The sequence below is a fragment of the Amycolatopsis sp. NPDC049688 genome (assembly GCF_040674975.1).
Classification (GTDB): domain Bacteria; phylum Actinomycetota; class Actinomycetes; order Mycobacteriales; family Pseudonocardiaceae; genus Amycolatopsis.
Genome location: NZ_JBFANY010000003.1, coordinates 354,420 through 371,015 on the forward strand (window position 1 = coordinate 354,420; position 16,596 = coordinate 371,015).

General features: G+C 72.3%; 17 protein-coding genes. 8 read left to right on the forward strand and 9 right to left on the reverse strand.

Annotation, left to right across the window (positions count from 1 at the left end; genetic code table 11):
• Positions 1 to 2: 2 nt before the first annotated feature.
• Positions 3 to 986, reverse strand: coding sequence for a WYL domain-containing protein (locus AB0J55_RS12585; protein ID WP_364248175.1), 984 nt, complete (start codon positions 984 to 986; stop codon positions 3 to 5).
• A 110-nt stretch (positions 987 to 1,096) separates the two neighbouring features.
• On the opposite strand from AB0J55_RS12585, the gene AB0J55_RS12590 reads away from it, so the two are divergent.
• Both AB0J55_RS12590 and AB0J55_RS12595 read left to right on the forward strand, forming a co-directional pair.
• Complete coding sequence (locus AB0J55_RS12590) at positions 1,097 to 1,561, forward strand: VOC family protein (RefSeq protein ID WP_364246746.1); 465 nt, start codon at positions 1,097 to 1,099, stop codon at positions 1,559 to 1,561.
• 59 nt (positions 1,562 to 1,620) lie between these two features.
• Complete coding sequence (locus AB0J55_RS12595; RefSeq protein ID WP_364246749.1) at positions 1,621 to 2,649, forward strand: aldo/keto reductase; 1,029 nt, start codon at positions 1,621 to 1,623, stop codon at positions 2,647 to 2,649.
• Here the strand turns inward: AB0J55_RS12595 and AB0J55_RS12600 are convergent.
• Genes AB0J55_RS12600 through AB0J55_RS12610 form a run of 3 tightly spaced genes read right to left on the reverse strand, consistent with a single transcriptional unit; the run spans position 2,597 to position 5,899 of the window.
• On the reverse strand, positions 2,597 to 3,352 hold the full coding sequence (locus tag AB0J55_RS12600) for an SDR family oxidoreductase (RefSeq protein WP_364246752.1): 756 nt from the start codon (positions 3,350 to 3,352) through the stop codon (positions 2,597 to 2,599). The two genes, AB0J55_RS12595 and AB0J55_RS12600, sit on opposite strands and share 53 nt — an antisense overlap.
• 11 nt (positions 3,353 to 3,363) lie before the next feature.
• Positions 3,364 to 4,356: an LLM class flavin-dependent oxidoreductase gene (locus tag AB0J55_RS12605; protein ID WP_364246755.1), complete on the reverse strand. Its 993-nt coding sequence runs from the start codon at positions 4,354 to 4,356 to the stop codon at positions 3,364 to 3,366.
• Positions 4,357 to 4,366: 10 nt separating this feature from the next.
• On the reverse strand, positions 4,367 to 5,899 hold the full coding sequence (locus AB0J55_RS12610; RefSeq protein ID WP_364246758.1) for a long-chain fatty acid--CoA ligase: 1,533 nt from the start codon (positions 5,897 to 5,899) through the stop codon (positions 4,367 to 4,369).
• Positions 5,900 to 6,015: 116 nt separating this feature from the next.
• On the opposite strand from AB0J55_RS12610, the gene AB0J55_RS12615 reads away from it, so the two are divergent.
• On the forward strand, positions 6,016 to 6,642 hold the full coding sequence (locus AB0J55_RS12615) for a TetR/AcrR family transcriptional regulator (RefSeq protein WP_364246761.1): 627 nt from the start codon (positions 6,016 to 6,018) through the stop codon (positions 6,640 to 6,642).
• Positions 6,643 to 6,646: 4 nt separating this feature from the next.
• Here AB0J55_RS12615 and AB0J55_RS12620 read toward each other — a convergent pair whose 3' ends face one another.
• Together AB0J55_RS12620 and AB0J55_RS12625 are read right to left on the reverse strand one after the other, a co-directional pair.
• The gene (locus AB0J55_RS12620) at positions 6,647 to 9,331 is read right to left on the reverse strand and encodes a LuxR C-terminal-related transcriptional regulator (RefSeq protein WP_364246764.1); all 2,685 of its coding nucleotides are present in this window, start codon (positions 9,329 to 9,331) and stop codon (positions 6,647 to 6,649) included.
• Positions 9,332 to 9,458: 127 nt separating this feature from the next.
• The gene (locus AB0J55_RS12625; RefSeq protein WP_364246767.1) at positions 9,459 to 10,043 is read right to left on the reverse strand and encodes a hypothetical protein; all 585 of its coding nucleotides are present in this window, start codon (positions 10,041 to 10,043) and stop codon (positions 9,459 to 9,461) included.
• Positions 10,044 to 10,218: 175 nt separating this feature from the next.
• Here AB0J55_RS12625 and AB0J55_RS12630 point away from each other — a divergent pair, with 175 nt between their 5' ends.
• Entirely contained in the window at positions 10,219 to 11,664 is a 1,446-nt protein-coding gene (locus AB0J55_RS12630; RefSeq protein WP_364246770.1) for an amidase, read from the forward strand.
• Here the strand turns inward: AB0J55_RS12630 and AB0J55_RS12635 are convergent.
• The gene (locus AB0J55_RS12635; RefSeq protein WP_364246773.1) at positions 11,642 to 12,052 is read right to left on the reverse strand and encodes a Rid family hydrolase; all 411 of its coding nucleotides are present in this window, start codon (positions 12,050 to 12,052) and stop codon (positions 11,642 to 11,644) included. The two genes, AB0J55_RS12630 and AB0J55_RS12635, sit on opposite strands and share 23 nt — an antisense overlap.
• Before the next feature lie 98 nt (positions 12,053 to 12,150).
• Between AB0J55_RS12635 and AB0J55_RS12640 the strand changes: the two genes are divergently transcribed.
• Both AB0J55_RS12640 and AB0J55_RS12645 read left to right on the forward strand, forming a co-directional pair.
• Positions 12,151 to 13,092 (forward strand): SMI1/KNR4 family protein, encoded by a 942-nt coding sequence (locus AB0J55_RS12640; protein WP_364246776.1) that lies wholly within the window; start codon positions 12,151 to 12,153, stop codon positions 13,090 to 13,092.
• A gap of 4 nt (positions 13,093 to 13,096) precedes the next feature.
• Positions 13,097 to 13,600, forward strand: coding sequence for a GNAT family N-acetyltransferase (locus AB0J55_RS12645; protein ID WP_364246778.1), 504 nt, complete (start codon positions 13,097 to 13,099; stop codon positions 13,598 to 13,600).
• Between the two features lie 9 nt (positions 13,601 to 13,609).
• Here the strand turns inward: AB0J55_RS12645 and AB0J55_RS12650 are convergent, their stop codons facing one another.
• Positions 13,610 to 14,422: an SDR family oxidoreductase gene (locus tag AB0J55_RS12650; RefSeq protein ID WP_364246781.1), complete on the reverse strand. Its 813-nt coding sequence runs from the start codon at positions 14,420 to 14,422 to the stop codon at positions 13,610 to 13,612.
• Positions 14,423 to 14,436: 14 nt separating this feature from the next.
• Here AB0J55_RS12650 and AB0J55_RS12655 point away from each other — a divergent pair, with 14 nt between their 5' ends.
• The gene (locus AB0J55_RS12655) at positions 14,437 to 14,865 is read left to right on the forward strand and encodes a MerR family transcriptional regulator (RefSeq protein ID WP_364246784.1); all 429 of its coding nucleotides are present in this window, start codon (positions 14,437 to 14,439) and stop codon (positions 14,863 to 14,865) included.
• On the opposite strand, the gene AB0J55_RS12660 is transcribed toward AB0J55_RS12655, so the two are convergent.
• Positions 14,817 to 15,863 carry an NAD(P)-dependent alcohol dehydrogenase gene (locus AB0J55_RS12660; RefSeq protein WP_364246787.1) on the reverse strand — a complete coding sequence of 349 codons (1,047 nt, stop codon included), beginning with the start codon at positions 15,861 to 15,863 and terminating at the stop codon, positions 14,817 to 14,819. The genes AB0J55_RS12655 and AB0J55_RS12660 overlap by 49 nt on opposite strands.
• Positions 15,864 to 15,959: 96 nt before the next feature.
• Between AB0J55_RS12660 and AB0J55_RS12665 the strand changes: the two genes are divergently transcribed.
• Positions 15,960 to 16,547 carry a TetR family transcriptional regulator gene (locus tag AB0J55_RS12665; RefSeq protein ID WP_364246790.1) on the forward strand — a complete coding sequence of 196 codons (588 nt, stop codon included), beginning with the start codon at positions 15,960 to 15,962 and terminating at the stop codon, positions 16,545 to 16,547.
• Positions 16,548 to 16,596 lie beyond the last annotated feature (49 nt).

The window sequence follows — 16,596 nt, forward strand, 5'->3', positions numbered from 1 at the left end:
CCTCAGCCGGGCTCGGCCGCGCGGGCGGCCCGGGCGGCCAGGTCGGCGAAGGCCGTCCGCAGCTCCTGCGGGCCGGTCACCTCGACGTCGCATCCGAACCGCAGGAGGCTCGCCGCCAGGGCCGGCCACGACCAGGAGCCGGTCCGCAGCCGGGTGCGGCCGGGGGCGGCTTCCTCGGCGACGCCGTCGCCGGCGAACGGCGCGACTTCGGCGATCGGCAGGTCGAGGACCACTTCGCCCCGGCACGGCCACGCATCCGCGGTGCCGGAACCCTTGAACCGGGCGGCGAGGAACGTCGCGACGTCGCCGCCCGGCACCTCCCGCGGGGTGAACCGCGGCCCGTTCGGCACCCGCAGCCGCATCCGGTCGACACGGTAGGTCCGCCAGTCCTCCCGGGCGGCGTCCCAGCCGACCAGGTACCACCGTCCACTTCGGACGACGAGGTGGTGCGGCTGCACCCGGCGGGGCGGCTGCGGCCCGGCCTCGGCCGGGCGCGACGGTGAGTCGTAGTCGAACCGCACCTCCTCGGTGGCCCGGACCGCCGAGCTCAGAGCCAGCAGGACGTCGGTGCCGACCTGGGTTTCGCGCCCGGCCGCGGTGAGCTCCAGCTGGTCGACGCGCTGCCGCAGGCGCGCCGGCATCACCTGGCGGACCGTGGCCAGCGCCCGGGCGGCGGCCTCCTCGATCCCCGCGCCGGTCCCGGCCGCGATCCGCAACGCCACCGCGAGCGCGACCGCCTGCTCCTCGTCGAACAGCAACGGCGGCATCCGGCCGCCGGCTTCGAGCCGGTAGCCGCCCTCCGGCCCCTTGACCGCCTGCACGGGGTAGCCGAGCTCCCGCAGCCGGTCGACGTCGCGGCGCACGGTCCGTTCGCTGACCCCCAGCCGGCCGGCCAGCAGCGCGCCCGGCCAGTCCCGGCGGACCTGCAGCAGGGACAGCAGCGAGAGCAGGCGACCCGAGGTCGCCGTCGACGACGCGATCGGCACGACTTTCATGGTGCCACGAGAAGCGGACGTTCCCTGACCGCTACCCCTGCCATCGTGGCTCTCGTCGCCGGAACCCCTCCGGCGGCGGAATCACACTCCGAAGGAACACCATGTCGCTCACGGCTGTCGCCCACCTCAACTTCACCGGCCAGGCCCGCGAGGCGCTCGAGTTCTACCAGTCGGTCTTCGGCGGCCAAGCGACCGTCGTCACCTACGGCGACTTCGGCATGCCCGCCGGGCTGCCCGACGCGGGCAAGGTCGTGTTCGGCCAGGTCACCGCGGACAACGGCTTCAGCGTGATGGCCTACGACGTCCCCGGCGCCGACGGCCCGGCCGTCGCGGCCACGCCCACGACCCGCCGCGAGAACGGCACCACCATCACGAAGGAGCCGTTCTTCCTGTCCGTCCGCGGCGCGACCGTCGACGAGGTCGCCCCGGTGTGGAAGGGCCTGGCCGACGGCGCGACCGTCGTCGAAGAGTTCGGGCCGGCCCCGTGGGCTCCCGCCTTCGGGATGCTGGTCGACCGGTTCGGCGTCACCTGGATCGTCGACGTCGCCGCCGAGTACCAGGGCTGAGGCGTCACGGCGGTGGGATGCCCCGGCATCCCACCGCACCCGACCACCCGGAGGCTTCCTTGCAGACCCGCCCCCTCGGCCGCACCGGCATCCAGGTCAGCACGTTCACCCTGGGCACGATGATGTTCGGCCCCTACGGCAACCCCGACCCCGACGCCTGCGTCCGCATCGTCCACCGCGCCCTCGACCAGGGCATCACCACCATCGACACCGCCGACGTCTACGGCGGCGACGGCGAAAGCGAGCGCATCCTCGGCAAAGCCCTGCGCGGCCGCCGCGACGACGTCGTCCTCGCGACCAAGGGCAACGGCCCGATGGGCCCCGGCCCGAACCGGCAGGGCAACTCGCGGCGCTGGATCATCTCCGCCGTCGAAGGGTCGCTGCGCCGCCTCGGCGTCGACCACATCGACCTCTACCAGCTCCACCACCCCGAGCCCGGCACCGACATCGAGGAGCCGCTGAGCGCGTTGACCGACCTGCTGCGCGCGGGCAAGGTGCGGGCCATCGGGCACTCCAACCTGCCCGCGTCGGAGATCGTCGAGGCCCAATGGGTCGCGCAGCGCCGTGGCCTGGCCCGGTTCCGCACCGAGCAGCTGCACTACTCGATCCTCAACCGCGGCGCCGAGCACGAAATCCTGCCCGTCTGCGACCGGTACGGCCTGGGGGTGCTCGTGTGGAGCCCGCTGTCGATGGGCCTGCTCACCGGCCGCTACCGCAAGGAAACCGCCTCGGCGGGCCGCCTGCACTGGGCACCGAAGCACCTGACCGACCCGCGCAAGCTCGCCGCCGTCGAAACCCTCACCTCGCTCGCCGAGCAGGCGGGAACTCCCCTGCGGCACCTCGCGCTGGCCTTCGTCACCGCCCACCCCGCGGTCGCCTCGGCGATCATCGGCCCGCGCACGGAAGAGCAGCTGGACGACCTGCTGGCCGGAGCCGTCGACCCGGCCGGGGACGATCTCCTCGACCGGATCGACGAGATCGTCCCGCCCGGCACGGACCTCGGCCCCGTCGACGTGGCCTACGTGCCGCCGCACCTCAGACCAGGGACGCCGTCAGCCCGCCGTCGAGGACGTAGTGGCTGCCGGTGATCCAGCTCGCCCGGTCCGACGCCAGGAACGCCGTCACCTCGGCGATGTCCTGCGGCGTGCCGAGGCGCCCCTGCTTGGCCGCGACGAGGTCGCCGAACGGGACCTGGGTGGCCGCCTCGAAGTCCGGGACCAGGCGCTCGACCATGGCCGTGTCCGCGAAGCCCGGGCAGACCGCGTTGACCCGGACACCCGTCGGCCGCATCTCGACCGCCGCCACCCGGGTCAGCTGGATCACCGCCGCCTTCGTCGCGCAGTAGGAGCCGAGCAGCGGGCTGCCCCCGAGGCCGGCGATCGACGCGATGTTGACGATGTTCCCCTTGGACTCCACCAGGTGCGGCGTCGCCGCCTTCATCGTCACGAACGTGCCGCGCACGTTGACCGCGAAGATCCGGTCGAAGCTCTCCGTCGGCTGCTGCAGCAACGGCGACGACACCTCGATGCCGGCGTTGTTGACCAGGACGTCGAGGCCGCCGAGGAGGTCGACGGTCTGCTGGATCGTCGACTGGACCTGGGTTTCGTCGGTGACGTCGCAGTTGGCGACGCCGGCCGCGCCGATCTCGCCGGCCGCCTGCTTGGCCGCGAGGGAGTCGAGGTCGCTCACGACGACCCGGGCGCCGCGTTCGGTGAACAGCGCCGCGATGGCCTTGCCGATACCGGCGCCCGAGCCGGTGACGAAAACGCGCTTTCCTTCGAGTTCGGACATGCTGGTCCCTTTCACATCGCGTCGATCTTGGGGAGGATCTCTTCCTTGAGGCGTTTCATGTCGTCGAGCGTCTTCGCCACCGGGACGTCCTGGAAGGGCGGCCACAGGAACGGCATCGTGAGCCCGGCTTCCCGGTACCGCTTGAGCTGGTCGGTGATCTGCGCCTGCGAACCCACGAGCAGGTTGGTGCCCTTGCCCAGCGGGCTCTGGTCCATGTCCTCGTCGGTGATGACGAACCAGATCATGCTGGAGATCTCGAGGTCGTCCACCGAACGCGGGGTGTCCAGGGCCTCCAGCTCGCGCTGGATCTCGGTGCGCCAGCGCCGGATGTCCTCGGGCGAGTCCTGGATGCCGATCCAGCCGGACAGCCCGTACTTCGCGATGCGGGCGGCCGAGCGCTTCGCGTCCTTGAGGCCACTGAAGAAGATCGGCGGGTGCGGTTTCTGCACCGGCTTCGCGCCGAAGCCGCTGCGCTGGAAGTCGGCGAACTCGCCGTGGTACTCGAACAGGTCGTTGGTCCAGATGCCCTGCATGATCTCCAGGGTTTCCCGGACGTGCTTGTGCCGCTTGGGGAAGATGTGCGACGCGCTCGCGGCGGCGAACTCCTCGGGCATCCAGCCGGAGCCGACGGCCACGTTGAGCCGGCCGCCGGACAGGTGGTCGATGGTCGCGAGTTCGGCGGCGAGGACGCCGGGCGAGCGGTAGGGCGTGTCGATGATGCTCATCCCGATCCGCACCTTCGACGTCTTCGCCGCGAGCCACGGGATGAGCGGCATGCCCTGCAGGAACTGGCCGCGCGAGCTGACCGGCAGGCCCTTGGGGAAGCCCTCGATCATGCCGAAGGAGTGCTGCATCTCCTGGCTGTCCGACGTTTCCGGCACGATGATCCGGTCGAGCGTCCAGACGGAGTCGAAGTCGAGGTCCTCGGCCAGCGCGGTGAGGTCCTCGAGTTCCCGCACGGTCACCTCGTCCCGGAAGTTCGGCAGGTAGAGCGCGAGTTTCATGGGTTCTCCTTCAGCGGGCGGCGAGGGTGGTGCGGATTTCGGCCTTGAGGACCTTGCCGACGGCCGAGCGGGGCAGGTCGGGCCAGACTTCGATCTGCTTCGGCGCCTTGACGCTGCCGATGCGGTCCTTGACGAACGCGATCAGCTCGCCGCGGTCCAGGTGCTTGCCGGGGCGGAGCTGGACGACGGCGGTGACGCGCTCGCCCCACTTGTCGTCGGGCAGGCCGATCACGGCGCAGTCGCGGACCGCCTCGTGGGCCAGCACCGCCTGTTCGACCTCGGCGGAGTAGACGTTGAAGCCGCCGGTGATGACCATGTCCTTGGCGCGGTCGACGATGTGGAGAAAGCCTTCTTCGTCGAGGAAACCGATGTCCCCGGTGTGGTGCCAGCCGTGGGCCGACGCCTCCGCGGTGGCTTCGGGGTTGCGGTAGTAGCCGGCCATCACCAGTGAGCCGCGCACGCAGATCTCACCGCGTTCGCCTGGGGGAACGGGGTTTCCGTCGTCGTCGAGGATCGCCACGGTGACCAGCGGCGACGGCCGGCCCGCCGACGCCAGCCGTCCGGTGTGGACGGTGCCGTCGGGCCGGCGGTGGTCGGCGGGCGACATCGTCGAGATCATCATCGGGGCTTCGGACTGGCCGAACAGCTGCGCCATCGGCCCGATCCGGTCGAGCGCGTCGGTCAGCCGGGCCGTCGACATCGGGGCCGCGCCGTACCAGAAGCACTGCAGCGACGAGAGATCCGTGCCGTCGAGGGCTTCGTGGTCGAGGACCAGGTAGATGAGCGTCGGCGGGAGGAACGTGTGGGTGACCCGGTGCCGTTCGATCAGCTCCAGGAACCGGCCGACGTCGGGCTTGGCCATGATCACGACCTCGCCGCCGCGGGCCAGGACCGGGAAGCACAGCACACCGGCCGCGTGCGTCAGCGGGGCGAGGGCCAGGTAGACCGGGCGTCCCTCGAAGGGGTAGCTCATCAGCGTGATTGCCGACATCACCTCGAGGTTGCGGTCGGTGAGCATGACGCCCTTGGGCCGCCCGGTGGTGCCGCCGGTGCCCACGAGGGCCACGACGTCGCCGGGCTGACCGGCCGCGGCGGCGGGGTCTTCGCGGGCCGCGTCGAGCCAGGCGTCGAACCCGGGCGCGAAGCCGTCGCCGTCGCCGAGGCGGACGAGCGTGGTCAGCTTCGGCAGCTGCGGGGCGATCTTGCGGACCAGGTCCTCGAAGGCGGGCTGGAAGACCAGGGTGGTGCAGTCGAAGAGGTCCAGGAGCTCGGCGTTCTCGCCGGCGGCGTTGCGCGGGTTGATCGGGCACCACACCGCGCCGGCGCGGGAGATGCCGAAGACGCAGGTGAACGCGGTCGGGTCGTTCGCCGAGAGGATGCCCACCTTGTCCCCGGGGGCGACGCCGGAGCGCCGCAACGCGCGGGCGACGGCCTCGGCGAGCTCGACGACCTCCCCGTAGGACCGGGACACCCCGTCGAGGGTCAAGCAGGGCGCCCCGAGGTCCAGGGAGGCGCCTTTCTCCAGGTAGAAGAACAGAGACATCGTCGTCCCTCCCGACTTCGCCGGCGGCTGGTGACGACCATGACCGCCGTTTGGACGAATGTCAAGATTTTCTTGGACGATTGGTCAGAAAGCCGCCGGATGGTATCTTCGGAGCCGTGACCAGCGCACCCGCCGTGAGGCGCCGGACCCCGGCCGACAAGTTCGAGGACCGCCGCCGGGAACTGGCCGACGCGGCGCTCCTGGCCCTGGCCGACCTCGGCTACGCCCGCACGAGCCTGCGCACGATCGCCGAGCACACGAAGTTCTCCCACGGGCTGCTGCACTACTACTTCGCCGACAAGGTCGAGCTGATCACCTACTGCGTGCGGCGCTACAAGGCCGCCTGCGTGCAGCGGTACGAGGGCGGCGTCGGCGACGCGGCCACCCCGGGCGAGCTGGCCGTCGCCTGCGCGGACGGTCTCGCGGCGGCGCTCGCCGAGGCGCCCCTGATGCACCGCATGTGGTACGACCTGCGCACGCAGTCGCTGTTCGAGCCGGCCTTCCGCGACGACGTCGCCGAGATCGACGAGAGCCTGCGGGACATGATCTGGCGCAACGTGAGCGCGTACGCCGGCCTGGCGGGCACGGAGCCGACCTGCTCCCCCGCCGACGCGTACGCGTTGTTCGACGGGCTGTTCCAGCAGGCGCTGCTGCGCCACCTCTCGGGCGAGGAGACGGCGCTCGACGATCTCCGGCGCGGCGTCCGGGAGCTGTTCCCCCGCCTGGTCCGCCTCGGCGGCTGACTTCTCAGTTCCCGCCGGCGAGCGCGGGGAGCCGGGAAGCCATCGCGGTGCGGGAGCGGACGTCCAGCTTGGCGAAGATCCGGGCCAGGTGGGATTCGACGGTCCGGCGGGACAGGTGCAGCCGCGCGGCGATCTCGTCGTTCCGCAAACCGGTTGCCGTCAGATTCGCGACCTCCCACTCCCGTCTCGTCAGCGTCGTGCGGGGTGCCGGGACGCGGGCACGGTGGCCGGCCAGGACCGAGGACAGCCAGCGGGCGCCGCACGCCGTGTAGCCGGCCGCGGCGCGGTCGAAAGCCTCGATGCCGCGTTGGCCCGCCCTGAGCTGCGCGGCGCCGGCGAGGTGGTACGCCAGCGCCTCCTCCACGGGCATCCCGGCGGCCGCGAATCCGGCCGCGGCCTCGTTCGCGAGCGTCGCCGCCCGGCCGGGCCGGCGCATCCGGTGGGCGGCGACGGCCTGGCCGAGGCCGGCGAGGGCGCGGGCGTGGAGCGGATCGGCTGCGGCGGCCAGTGCCTTCGCGCGGCCGGCGGCGTCCTCGGCCGCCGGGAGGTCGCCCGCACCGGCGTGCGCGAGCACGGCGATCGCCTGGCGTTCCAGGAGCAGCAGCGGGTGCGCCGACGGCGGGGCCGTCCGGTCGGCGAGGAATTCGAGGCAGCCGCGGTGGTCACCGCCCACGGTGTGGACGAGGGCCTGCTCGACCTGGTTGATCCGCCACCAGGCTCGCGACTGCGGTGCCTCCCCCGCGCCGGCGGCGAGGGCCGCGGCCGGCCCGGCGGTCCACAGCAGGGGCCGCAGCCGCACCGTGGCCGCCATGGCGCGCATCTCGGTGCTGCCGACGCGCTCGGCGGCGGCCGTCGCCTCGTCGGCGACTTCGACCGCCCGGGCCAGCCGGCCGGCTCGGGTGTGCAGCAGCACCTCCATGACGAGCAGGTACGGCAAGGCGCTGCTCGGTCCGAGCGTGCCGAGGATCCGCCGGGCGCGGGCGAGGTGACGGCCCGCGTCGGCCAGGTTCCCGAGCTGGATCTCCGTCAGCACCAGCGGGGAGATGATCTCGGCGTACGGGCGCAGGTCGGCGTCGCCGGTCGCGTCGAGGGTGCGCACGGCGTCGGTGAGGTGCCGGCGCGCGAGGGTGGTGTCCCCGCCGTACAGCACGCCGAGTGCCTGCAGGGCGTGGGCCGTGGCCACGAGGACGGACCGGTCTCGGTCCAGCAGTTCCAGCGCCCGCTGCGCGTGGTGGACCGCCGCGGCCGGATCCTCGCGGAACGCCTCGACGGCGGACAGTTCGACGCGGAGTTTGGCCTCGCCCACCGGGTCGAGCCCGCTGCGGGCGAGCTGCCCGTGGAGCACCGCGGCCGCCTCGGGGAAATCGCCGAGCTGCCGGGCGATCGCCACCCCGAAGGTGGCGGCCTGACCGCGGACCGGTTCCGCGGCGCGGCCGAGCTGCCGGAGCACCTCGCGGCTGCGGTCGAGCCGGCCGCTGCGGCCCAGGGCGCGGGCGTACCACAGCGCGGCCGCGGCCCGGCGATCGTCGCGCGGGCCGCCGTCGGGCATGATGCGCAACGCCGTGCCGAGCCACCGGGCGGCCTGGGCGGGCGCCTCGTGCGCGAACGCGACACCGGCGTCGACGAGCACGGCCGCCGCCGTCTCGTCGCCGTACCGCGCCGACTGTTCGGTGTGGTGGGCGACGACCTGTCGTGACGCCTGCCGGCTCCGCAGGTATCCGGCGGTGCGGGCGTGGGTCTCGAACCGCCGGGCCGGGCCGGTCAGCGCGTACGTGGCGGCCCGCATCAGCGGGTGCCGGAACGCCAGCCGGGCGCCGTCGGCCTCGATCAGGCCCAGCCGGCCGAGCTGGTCGACCGCGGCGGCCACGGTGTCCATCGGCAGCTGCGTGACGTGGGCGACCAGATCGATGGTGGTGTGGTCGGCGACGACCGCCGCCACCTGGGCCACCTGCTGCACCGGTGGTTCCTGCGCGGCGAGCTCGGCGGCGAGCCCCGCGAGGACGTGGTTCCGGGCGTGGGCGAGCCAATCGGCGTCGGCCGGGCTCTTCGCCAGGCCCTCCAAGGTGTGGTCGGGCAGCCGCGACAACGCCTGGACGTACCACGGGTTACCGAGACTGAGGGTCCCGATCAGCTCCCGCCGGCGGCGGGGAACGCCGGTGAGCAGCACCGCCAGGTCGGCCGGCCCCAGCGGCGGCAGGTCGATCGGCACCGCTTCCGAACCGAGCCGCGCGATGGTTTCCACCAGCCGGGCCGGCGGACACGCGCTGCGGAACGCCACCGCCAGCAGCAACGGGACCGGTGGCGGCTTGAGGATCAGATCTTCGGTCAGTGCCAAGGAAGCGGAATCCGCCCAATGCACGTCGTCGAGCAGCAAGGCGATGCCGGCCGCGGTGGTCCGGGTGAGCACCCGCCGCACCCCGGCCGCCACCCGCGGCCGGCTGCCCGGCGCCGCCGCCATCGCCTCGTAGACGCCGAACGGCACCCCTTGCTCGAACTGGGTGGCCCGCCCGGAGCGGACGAGCAGCCCCGCACCGGCCGCCCGCCGCCCCAGCTCGGCCAGGAGGCGGGTCTTGCCCAGGCCCGCCTCGCCGCCCACCTCGACCACCACGGACCCGCCGCCGGCGACCCGGGCCACCGCCCTATCGAGCAGCTCCAGTTGTGCGGTCCGGCCCGCCAGCGCTCCGGTCATCGGCCCTCCTGTCGCAGGTCGGCGACAGGTCACCGTGCCATCCGGCGCCCCACCGGCGCTTCGTCACGAAGCGAAAACCCCGGTGGGGCCGTTTGGCACGGTCCGCAATGCGCGGCGGGCCGGCGGGTCACACGACCGTGACGCTGTTCGCGGTGTAGTACACCGGGCTGACGTACCCGGTGGGGTCACCGGACAGGTACACCAGCGCCTGGACGACCCCGCGGTAGGTGCCGAAGAGCGGGGCCAGCGGGGTCGCGGTCAGGCAGCCGCCGTTGGGCCCGCCGCCCGGTTGCCGGGCGAGGCCCAAGTTCGGTGCGCCGGTCGCGCTCTCCCGGATCGCGCAGTCCACCTCGTTGAGGGCGACCTCCTGCGCCGGCGTGCGGTCGTCGGTCCACCGGCAGGCCATCCTGAACTCGGCCTCCAGGTTGACGCCGGTGCTCCGGATGCCCAGCGGCGAACCGAGTTCGCAGAGGATGTAGGCGCCCGGCTGGTGGGTGGCGGGCAGCGGGGCCCGGGTGGTGATGAGCCCCATGGCCGACTTCGCCTGCGCGCCGATCCCCGCGCCGGACTGGATTCTGATCGTCGTGTACGCGCCCTTTTCGGCGGGCGCGACGCTCGCCGAGGCCGTGCCGGGCCCGACCAGGGCCAGCCCGGCGACCAGGACTGTCGCGACGCCGCAGCTCACGCGGCGGATCATTCGTGGAGTCTTCACGTGCTCCCATCCCTCCTGTCGACCGCCCGGGTGCGATCGAGGCACCCGGCGTGTCGGCCATTGTCGGGATCGGCGGGGGCCGGGGTCTTGCGTGAAATTACCGAATTCCACACGCAACTCCGTTGTGGGAAAAGAAATTTCGTGCCCTCGGCGGCCGGCCGATAGCGTCGGATTCATGGAATGGAGCTTTCAGCCGGCCGGAGAACTCGTGGCCGCGTTGCGCGGCGGTGCGGTGACGGCCGAGGAACTGACCGAGGGGGCGATCGCCCGCATCGAGCGCGACGACGAGGTGATCAACGCGATCTGCGTGGCGGACTTCGACCGGGCGCGAGCCGCGGCGCGCGAGGCCGACCGGGCCCGCGCGCGGGGTGCGGACCGGCCGCTGCTCGGCGTCCCGGTGACGGTCAAGGAGTCGTACAACGTGGCCGGGCTGCCGACGACGTGGGGCATGCCGGCGCACCGGGACTACGTGCCGGCCGAGGACGCGGTCCAGGTGTCGCGCCTCAAGGAGGCCGGTGCGGTGATCCTGGGCAAGACCAATGTCCCGTTGGGACTGCAGGACATCCAGAGTTTCAACGACATCTACGGCACCACGGCCAATCCGTGGGACCCCGGCCGGACGCCGGGCGGCTCCTCCGGCGGCTCGGCGGCGGCGCTGGCTTCGGGGTTCGGCGCGCTGTCGATCGGCTCGGACCTCGCGGGTTCGCTGCGCACCCCGGCGCATTTCTGCGGGGTCTACGCGCACAAGCCGACGCTCGGCCTGGTGGCCCGCCGCGGCATGGTCCCGCCCGCCGAGCCGGCGTTGCCGGCCGAGTTCGACCTGGCCGTCGTCGGCCCGATGGCCCGCACGGCCCGCGACCTCACGCTCCTGCTCGACGTCATGGCCGGCCCGGACCCGCTGACCTACGGCGTGGCGCACCGGCTGGCCCTGCCTCCTGCCCGCCACGACCGGCTCGGCGGCTTCCGGGTCCTGGTCCTCGACGACCACCCGCTGATCCCGGCCGGTTCCGCGGTCCGCGACGCGGTGAACCGGGTGGCGGCAGCTCTCACCGACGGCGGCGCCCGCGTCGAGCGGCACAGCCCCCTGCTCCCCGACCTGGCCGAAGCCGCGACGCTTTACATGCAGTTGCTGATTTCGGGCTCGGTGGCCCGGTTCCCGGTCGGCTCGTACGCGCCGGCGGACCCCGACAGCCTCGACGCGGTCCGGTTGCGCGCCATGGCGTTCAGCCACGCGGACTGGCTCGAGGCGAACAACCGCCGCGAGCTCCACCGCCACGCCTGGCGCCAGGTGTTCACCGAGTTCGACGCGGTGGCGTGCCCGGTGACGCCGACCCCGGCGTTCCCCCACGACCACCACCCCAACCCCCTGGAACGCCGCATCGCCATCGACGGCGCCGAGTACCCGTATTTCGACCAGCTGGTCTGGGCCGGGCTGGCGACGATGCCCGGCCTGCCCGCGACGGCGGTACCGGCGGGCCGGTCGCCGGAGGGCCTGCCGGTCGGGGTGCAGCTGATCGGCCCGATGTTCGAGGACCGGACACCGCTGAGGCTGGCGGAGCTGCTCGAGGAGAAGATGGGCGGGTTCCAGGGCGGTCCGGTCAGCCGGGCAGTGCCGCGGTGAGGTCGACCTCGACGAGCTGACCGGGGAACCCGAGCTGGGCGACGCCGAGCAAGGTGCTGGCGGTGGTGAAGGCGGGCCCGAGCGGCGACTGAGTCAGCCGCCTCCACGCGGCGCTCAGCGCCCGCCGGTCATCGCCGACGACGTAGACGACGCTGCGCACGACGTCCCCCGGCCCGGCCCCGGCCGCGCCGAGCGCGATCATCGCGTTCGCGACGACCTGGTCGATCTGGGCGCGGAGATCACCTTCGCCGACCAGGTCGCCGGCGGTGTCGATCGGGCACTGGCCGGCCAGGAAGGCCATCCGCCCGGCCTCGACGACGGTTACGTGGTGGTATCCGGGTGGCGTGTGCAGCCGGGCCGGGTTGACGCGTGTGATTTTCGAGGGCATGGGCCAAGCATGCCCAGCGGCTCGTGGCCGGGGCGACGTGGTAAGCATCGGCCATGTCATCTCAGGCTGCTGCGTCAGGACCGGGTTCGGCCGGCCCGGTGCGTGAGGAATACGTGGCGGCACTGGAACAGGCTCTCGGCCGAGCCCTGCCCCCGGCGTTGCGGGCCATGCTGCTGCGGCAGAACGGCGGCCGGCTCGGCGAGTGGCGGCTGCACCCGGTCCGGGATCCCTCCGATCGCCGGACGCTCAAGCGGACCGCCGAGGACATCGCGCACCTGACCCGCCTCGCCCGGCGCCAACCGGGCTTTCCCGGGGACGCGGTGTCCATCGCGCACGACTACTCGATGGCCGACCAGCTGGTGCTGCTGCCGGACCCGGTCTCGGGCCGGCTGTCCGACCAGGTGTTCCGCTGGGATCGCACGGCCGGGGTCCGCCCGTTCGCGGCGTCCATCGACGAGGTCGGCAAGCCGAAGCGCCGCCGAGCCGGGCCCGGTCGTCCGAGCGCCGATGCGGGCGTGGACGGGATCGTCGCGCACTACGCGGCGAAGTGTGTCGTGGAGCGGTCGGACGCCGTCCATCCGGTGTTCGGCACGGATGTCGTCCGGGTGGAACTTTCGGGAGAGGAACTGTGTTTCACCGAGGACGCGTTCGGGGTCGACCTGACCGGCCTCGCGCCCGACGGGCTGCCGATCGCCACCGACGGGTTCGGCAACCACTGGGTCGTCGACGTCCGCGACGGCCGGGCCGCCGAGGTCCTGTTCATCGCGCACGATCCGCCGGTGGTCCTGCTCCAGGCGCGCAGTCTCGGCGATTTTCTCGTCCTGTGGTTCGAAACCGGCCTCGATCCCGACGAGGGCGGTCCCCTCGACGCCGTCCACGAAGCTGCGAACGCGATCTGGCGCCGTCCGCCGGACCGGTGGGACGCACGTACTGCCGAGCCGGGCACCGGCATCCCGTGGGCGGGCCCGCACGCGGCCGTCCGGCAGGGAACGGTTCCCCTGTGGGAGCGTGGTTCTCGTGGCAGCGACACCGGGGCGTGAAGTCGTGCTCGAGACGGAACGCCTGCTGCTCAGACCTTGGCGAGCGGGCGAGGCGGTCGTGCAGCGTGAGCTGTGGGCCGAACGTGATCCGCGAGTGCCGCCGCACCGCCGGATCGATGCGGACGGGCACCCGACGGTGGCGGAACTCGAGGAGGCGATTCGCGCCGGCCGGCCGTCATCGAGCGGATTGCTGGCGATCGAGCGGAAGGCCGCGGGCGACGTCATCGGCTACTGCGGGCTGATCGGCCGCAGACCGGGGTCCGAGACGGAACCGGAGCTGGCTTTCGAGTTGCTGCGCCGGGTTTGGAATCGAGGATACGCGACGGAGGCGTCGATGGCGGTGCTGGACTGGGCCAGGTCGTGCGGGTACGGACGTCTTCGGGCCACGGTCTGGGAGTGGAACACCGCTTCTCGTCGTGTGCTGGGCAAGCTGGGCTTCACCGAGACCGGCCTGAAGGAAGTCGACCCGGTCCACGGGGCCACCTTGTTCGCCACCAAACAGCTCTAGCGCAACCGCTCAGACGTCACCTTTGGCCATTATCCTTCGCGCGACGGCAAGAGAAAGGCGCGTCGGCAGCAGCCTGCCGAACAGGAACGCGGTCAGCGCATTGGCTTTTCCGTCGATGACCGCCGGTCCCTTGCCTGACAGCGCACGCACCACCGTAGCCGCGACAGCCTCGGCACTCCGAGCGCCGCGAGGATTCATCGGCGTCTTCGTGGGACCGGGACTGACCGCCACCACCCGGACCCCGGTGCCGTGGGTCTCGGCCCACAGCGCCCGGGTGAACGAGACGACGTACGCCTTCGTCGCCGCGTACACCGCCAGGTAGGGGGCAGCAATGTACCCACCGGTGCTGGCGATGTTGACGACGGCCCCGTGGCCGCGGGCGACCATCGCGGGCATCAGGAGCGTGGTCAACTCCGTCAACGCGTTGACGTTGACGTCGATCATCGACCGGAACCCGGCCGGATCTCCTTCCAGCACCGGGCCTCGCGCGCTGACACCGGCGTTGTTGACCAGCATCTCCACCTCGATACCTTCGTCAGCCAGGGTCTTGGCCAGCCGCGTCGGCGCGTCGGCGGTGGCGAGATCGAGCGCCACGGCGCGCACGGTCACGCCGTGACGACGGCTCAGCCGCGCGGCCGCCTCGTCGAGTTTGCCCGCGCTGCGGGCGACCAGGACGAGGTGCACGCCGGAGGCGGCCAGCCGCTCGGCGAGGGCCGCCCCGATGCCGGTGGAGGCGCCGGTGACGACGGCGAATTTGTCGCGCATCTGCGCTGCTGTGGTCATGATCTCGACGGTAAACCTTGACGTCCGTGTCAAGGTCAAGGTGAACTCGGGGCATGCGCATCGGCGAGTTGAGCAAGGCGACCGGCGTCAGCAGCCGGGCACTGCGCTACTACGAGCAGCAGGGCCTGCTGCGCAGCGAGCGCCGGCCCAACGGGTACCGCGAGTACGGCCCCGAGTCGATCGAGGTCGTCGCGTTCGTCCAGGACATGTTCCACGCCGGCCTGTCCTCCGACGTCATCCGGGACATCCTCCCCTGCGCCTGGGATGAGCGCCCGCGTGGCGACTGCGCCGAACTCGTCGCGCGCGTGCGGCAGGTCCGCGACGAACTCGTGCGGCAGGAACACCACATCGCCGAGCGTCGCCGGCGGCTGGACACCTATCTCGCCGACGGCTATGAGACGCGTCCGGGCAGTCGCCTCTTGAGCCTCGACGATCAGGGCGCCGAACTCGGCAGATCGGAGAGGTCGAGCACGAAGCGGTAGCGGACATCGTTGCGCCGCAACCGGTCCAGGGCGGTGTTCACCTGCGCCGACGGGAGCACCTCCACGTCGGCCGTGACGCCGTGCTCGGCGCAGAACTCCAGCATGGCGGCGGTCGAGGGGCGGCCGCCGCTGCCGGCCGAGGTCAGCTTCTTGCGGCCCACGAGCAGGTCCATGGTGCCGACCGTGACCGGTCCGAGGTGGCCGAGCTGGCTGAGGGTTCCGTCCAAGGCGACGAGACCGAGGTACGGGCCGAGGTCGTGCGGTGCGGAAATGGTGTCGATCACCACGTCGAACCGGTCCCGGGCGGCGGCCAGCTGCTCCGCGTCCGTGGACACGACGACGTCCTCGGCGCCCAGCCGGCGGGCGTCGGCGGCTTTGCCCGCCGTCCGGCTGATGACCGTCGTCTCCGCGCCGAGTGCGACGGCGAACTTGACCGCGAGGTGCCCGAGTCCGCCGAGACCGGCGACCGCGACGCGCGTTCCCTTCCCGACTTCGAGGCTGCGCAACGGCTCCCACACGGTGACCCCGGCACAGAGGAGGGGCGCCGCGGCCGCCGGATCGAGCCCGGCGGGCAGGCGGTAGGCGAACCGCTCGCGGACGACGTACTCCCGGGCGTAGCCGCCGAAGGTCGTCGAGCCGTCATGGCGGTCGGTGCCGCCGTAGGTCAGGGTGGGGAACTCGCGGCAGAAGTTCTCCTGTCCGGCTTCACACATGACGCAGACGCCGCACGAGTCGACGATGTTGCCGACGGCGACCGGGTCGCCGGCGGTGAACCGCGTGACCTCGGAGCCCACCTCGGTCACGACTCCCGTGAACTCGTGCCCCGGCACGAGCAGGCCCTCGGAATGAGCGTCGAGCGAGTGGAGGTCGGTGTGGCAGACGCCGCAGTAGTCGACCCGGATCGCGATGTCGTCGGAGCGCAGGCCCCGGCGTTGCAGGCGCACCTGGTGCAGCACCTCGGCGTTGCCGTCCGCTCCCCATGCCGTGGTCGTGCGCATGTCTTCTCCTTGGCAAACAGACTGTTCGGTCTATTTCACCGTAGCGCCGAGCCTGGAGGAAAGCAAACCAACTGTTCTGTTTGGTAGGGTCGCCCGATGGCCGACCACCCCACGACCGCTCGCGGCACCGCGACGCGCGACCGCATCCTCGAGGCGGCGACCCGGGAGTTCGCCGAGTACGGGATCGCGGGCGCCCGCATCGATCGCATCGTGAGCGCGGCCCGGACCAACAAGGCGCAGCTTTACGCGTACTTCGGCAGCAAAGACGGGCTGTTCGACGCGATCTTCTTCGCGTCGCTGGAGCGGATCGTGAACGTCGTCCCGATCGACGCCACCGATCTCGCGGACTGGGCGGTGCGCCTCTACGACGAGTACTTGCGCCGCCCCGACCTGATCCGCTTGGCCACCTGGGCCCGCCTGGAGCGGCGGCCGGCCGGCCATCTGGTGGCGGACGCCGACCGCCTCGACGACGAAAAGCTACGCGCGATCGCGGCGGCCCAGGCCGACGGCCTCGTCCGGCCCGGCGCCCCGTTCGACGTGATGGCCGTGGTCATCGCCATGTCCATGGCATGGTCCCCGGTCAGCAACGTCTACGCGGCGACTGCGGACGAACCCCGCCAACGGCACGAGGAACGCCGCGCGTTGCTGCGGGAAACCGTCCGGCGGGCGGTGATGACGGGCTGAGTGCGGCTGATGCAGCTCGTGACCGATCGCCCTGCCCGACCGGATGGTG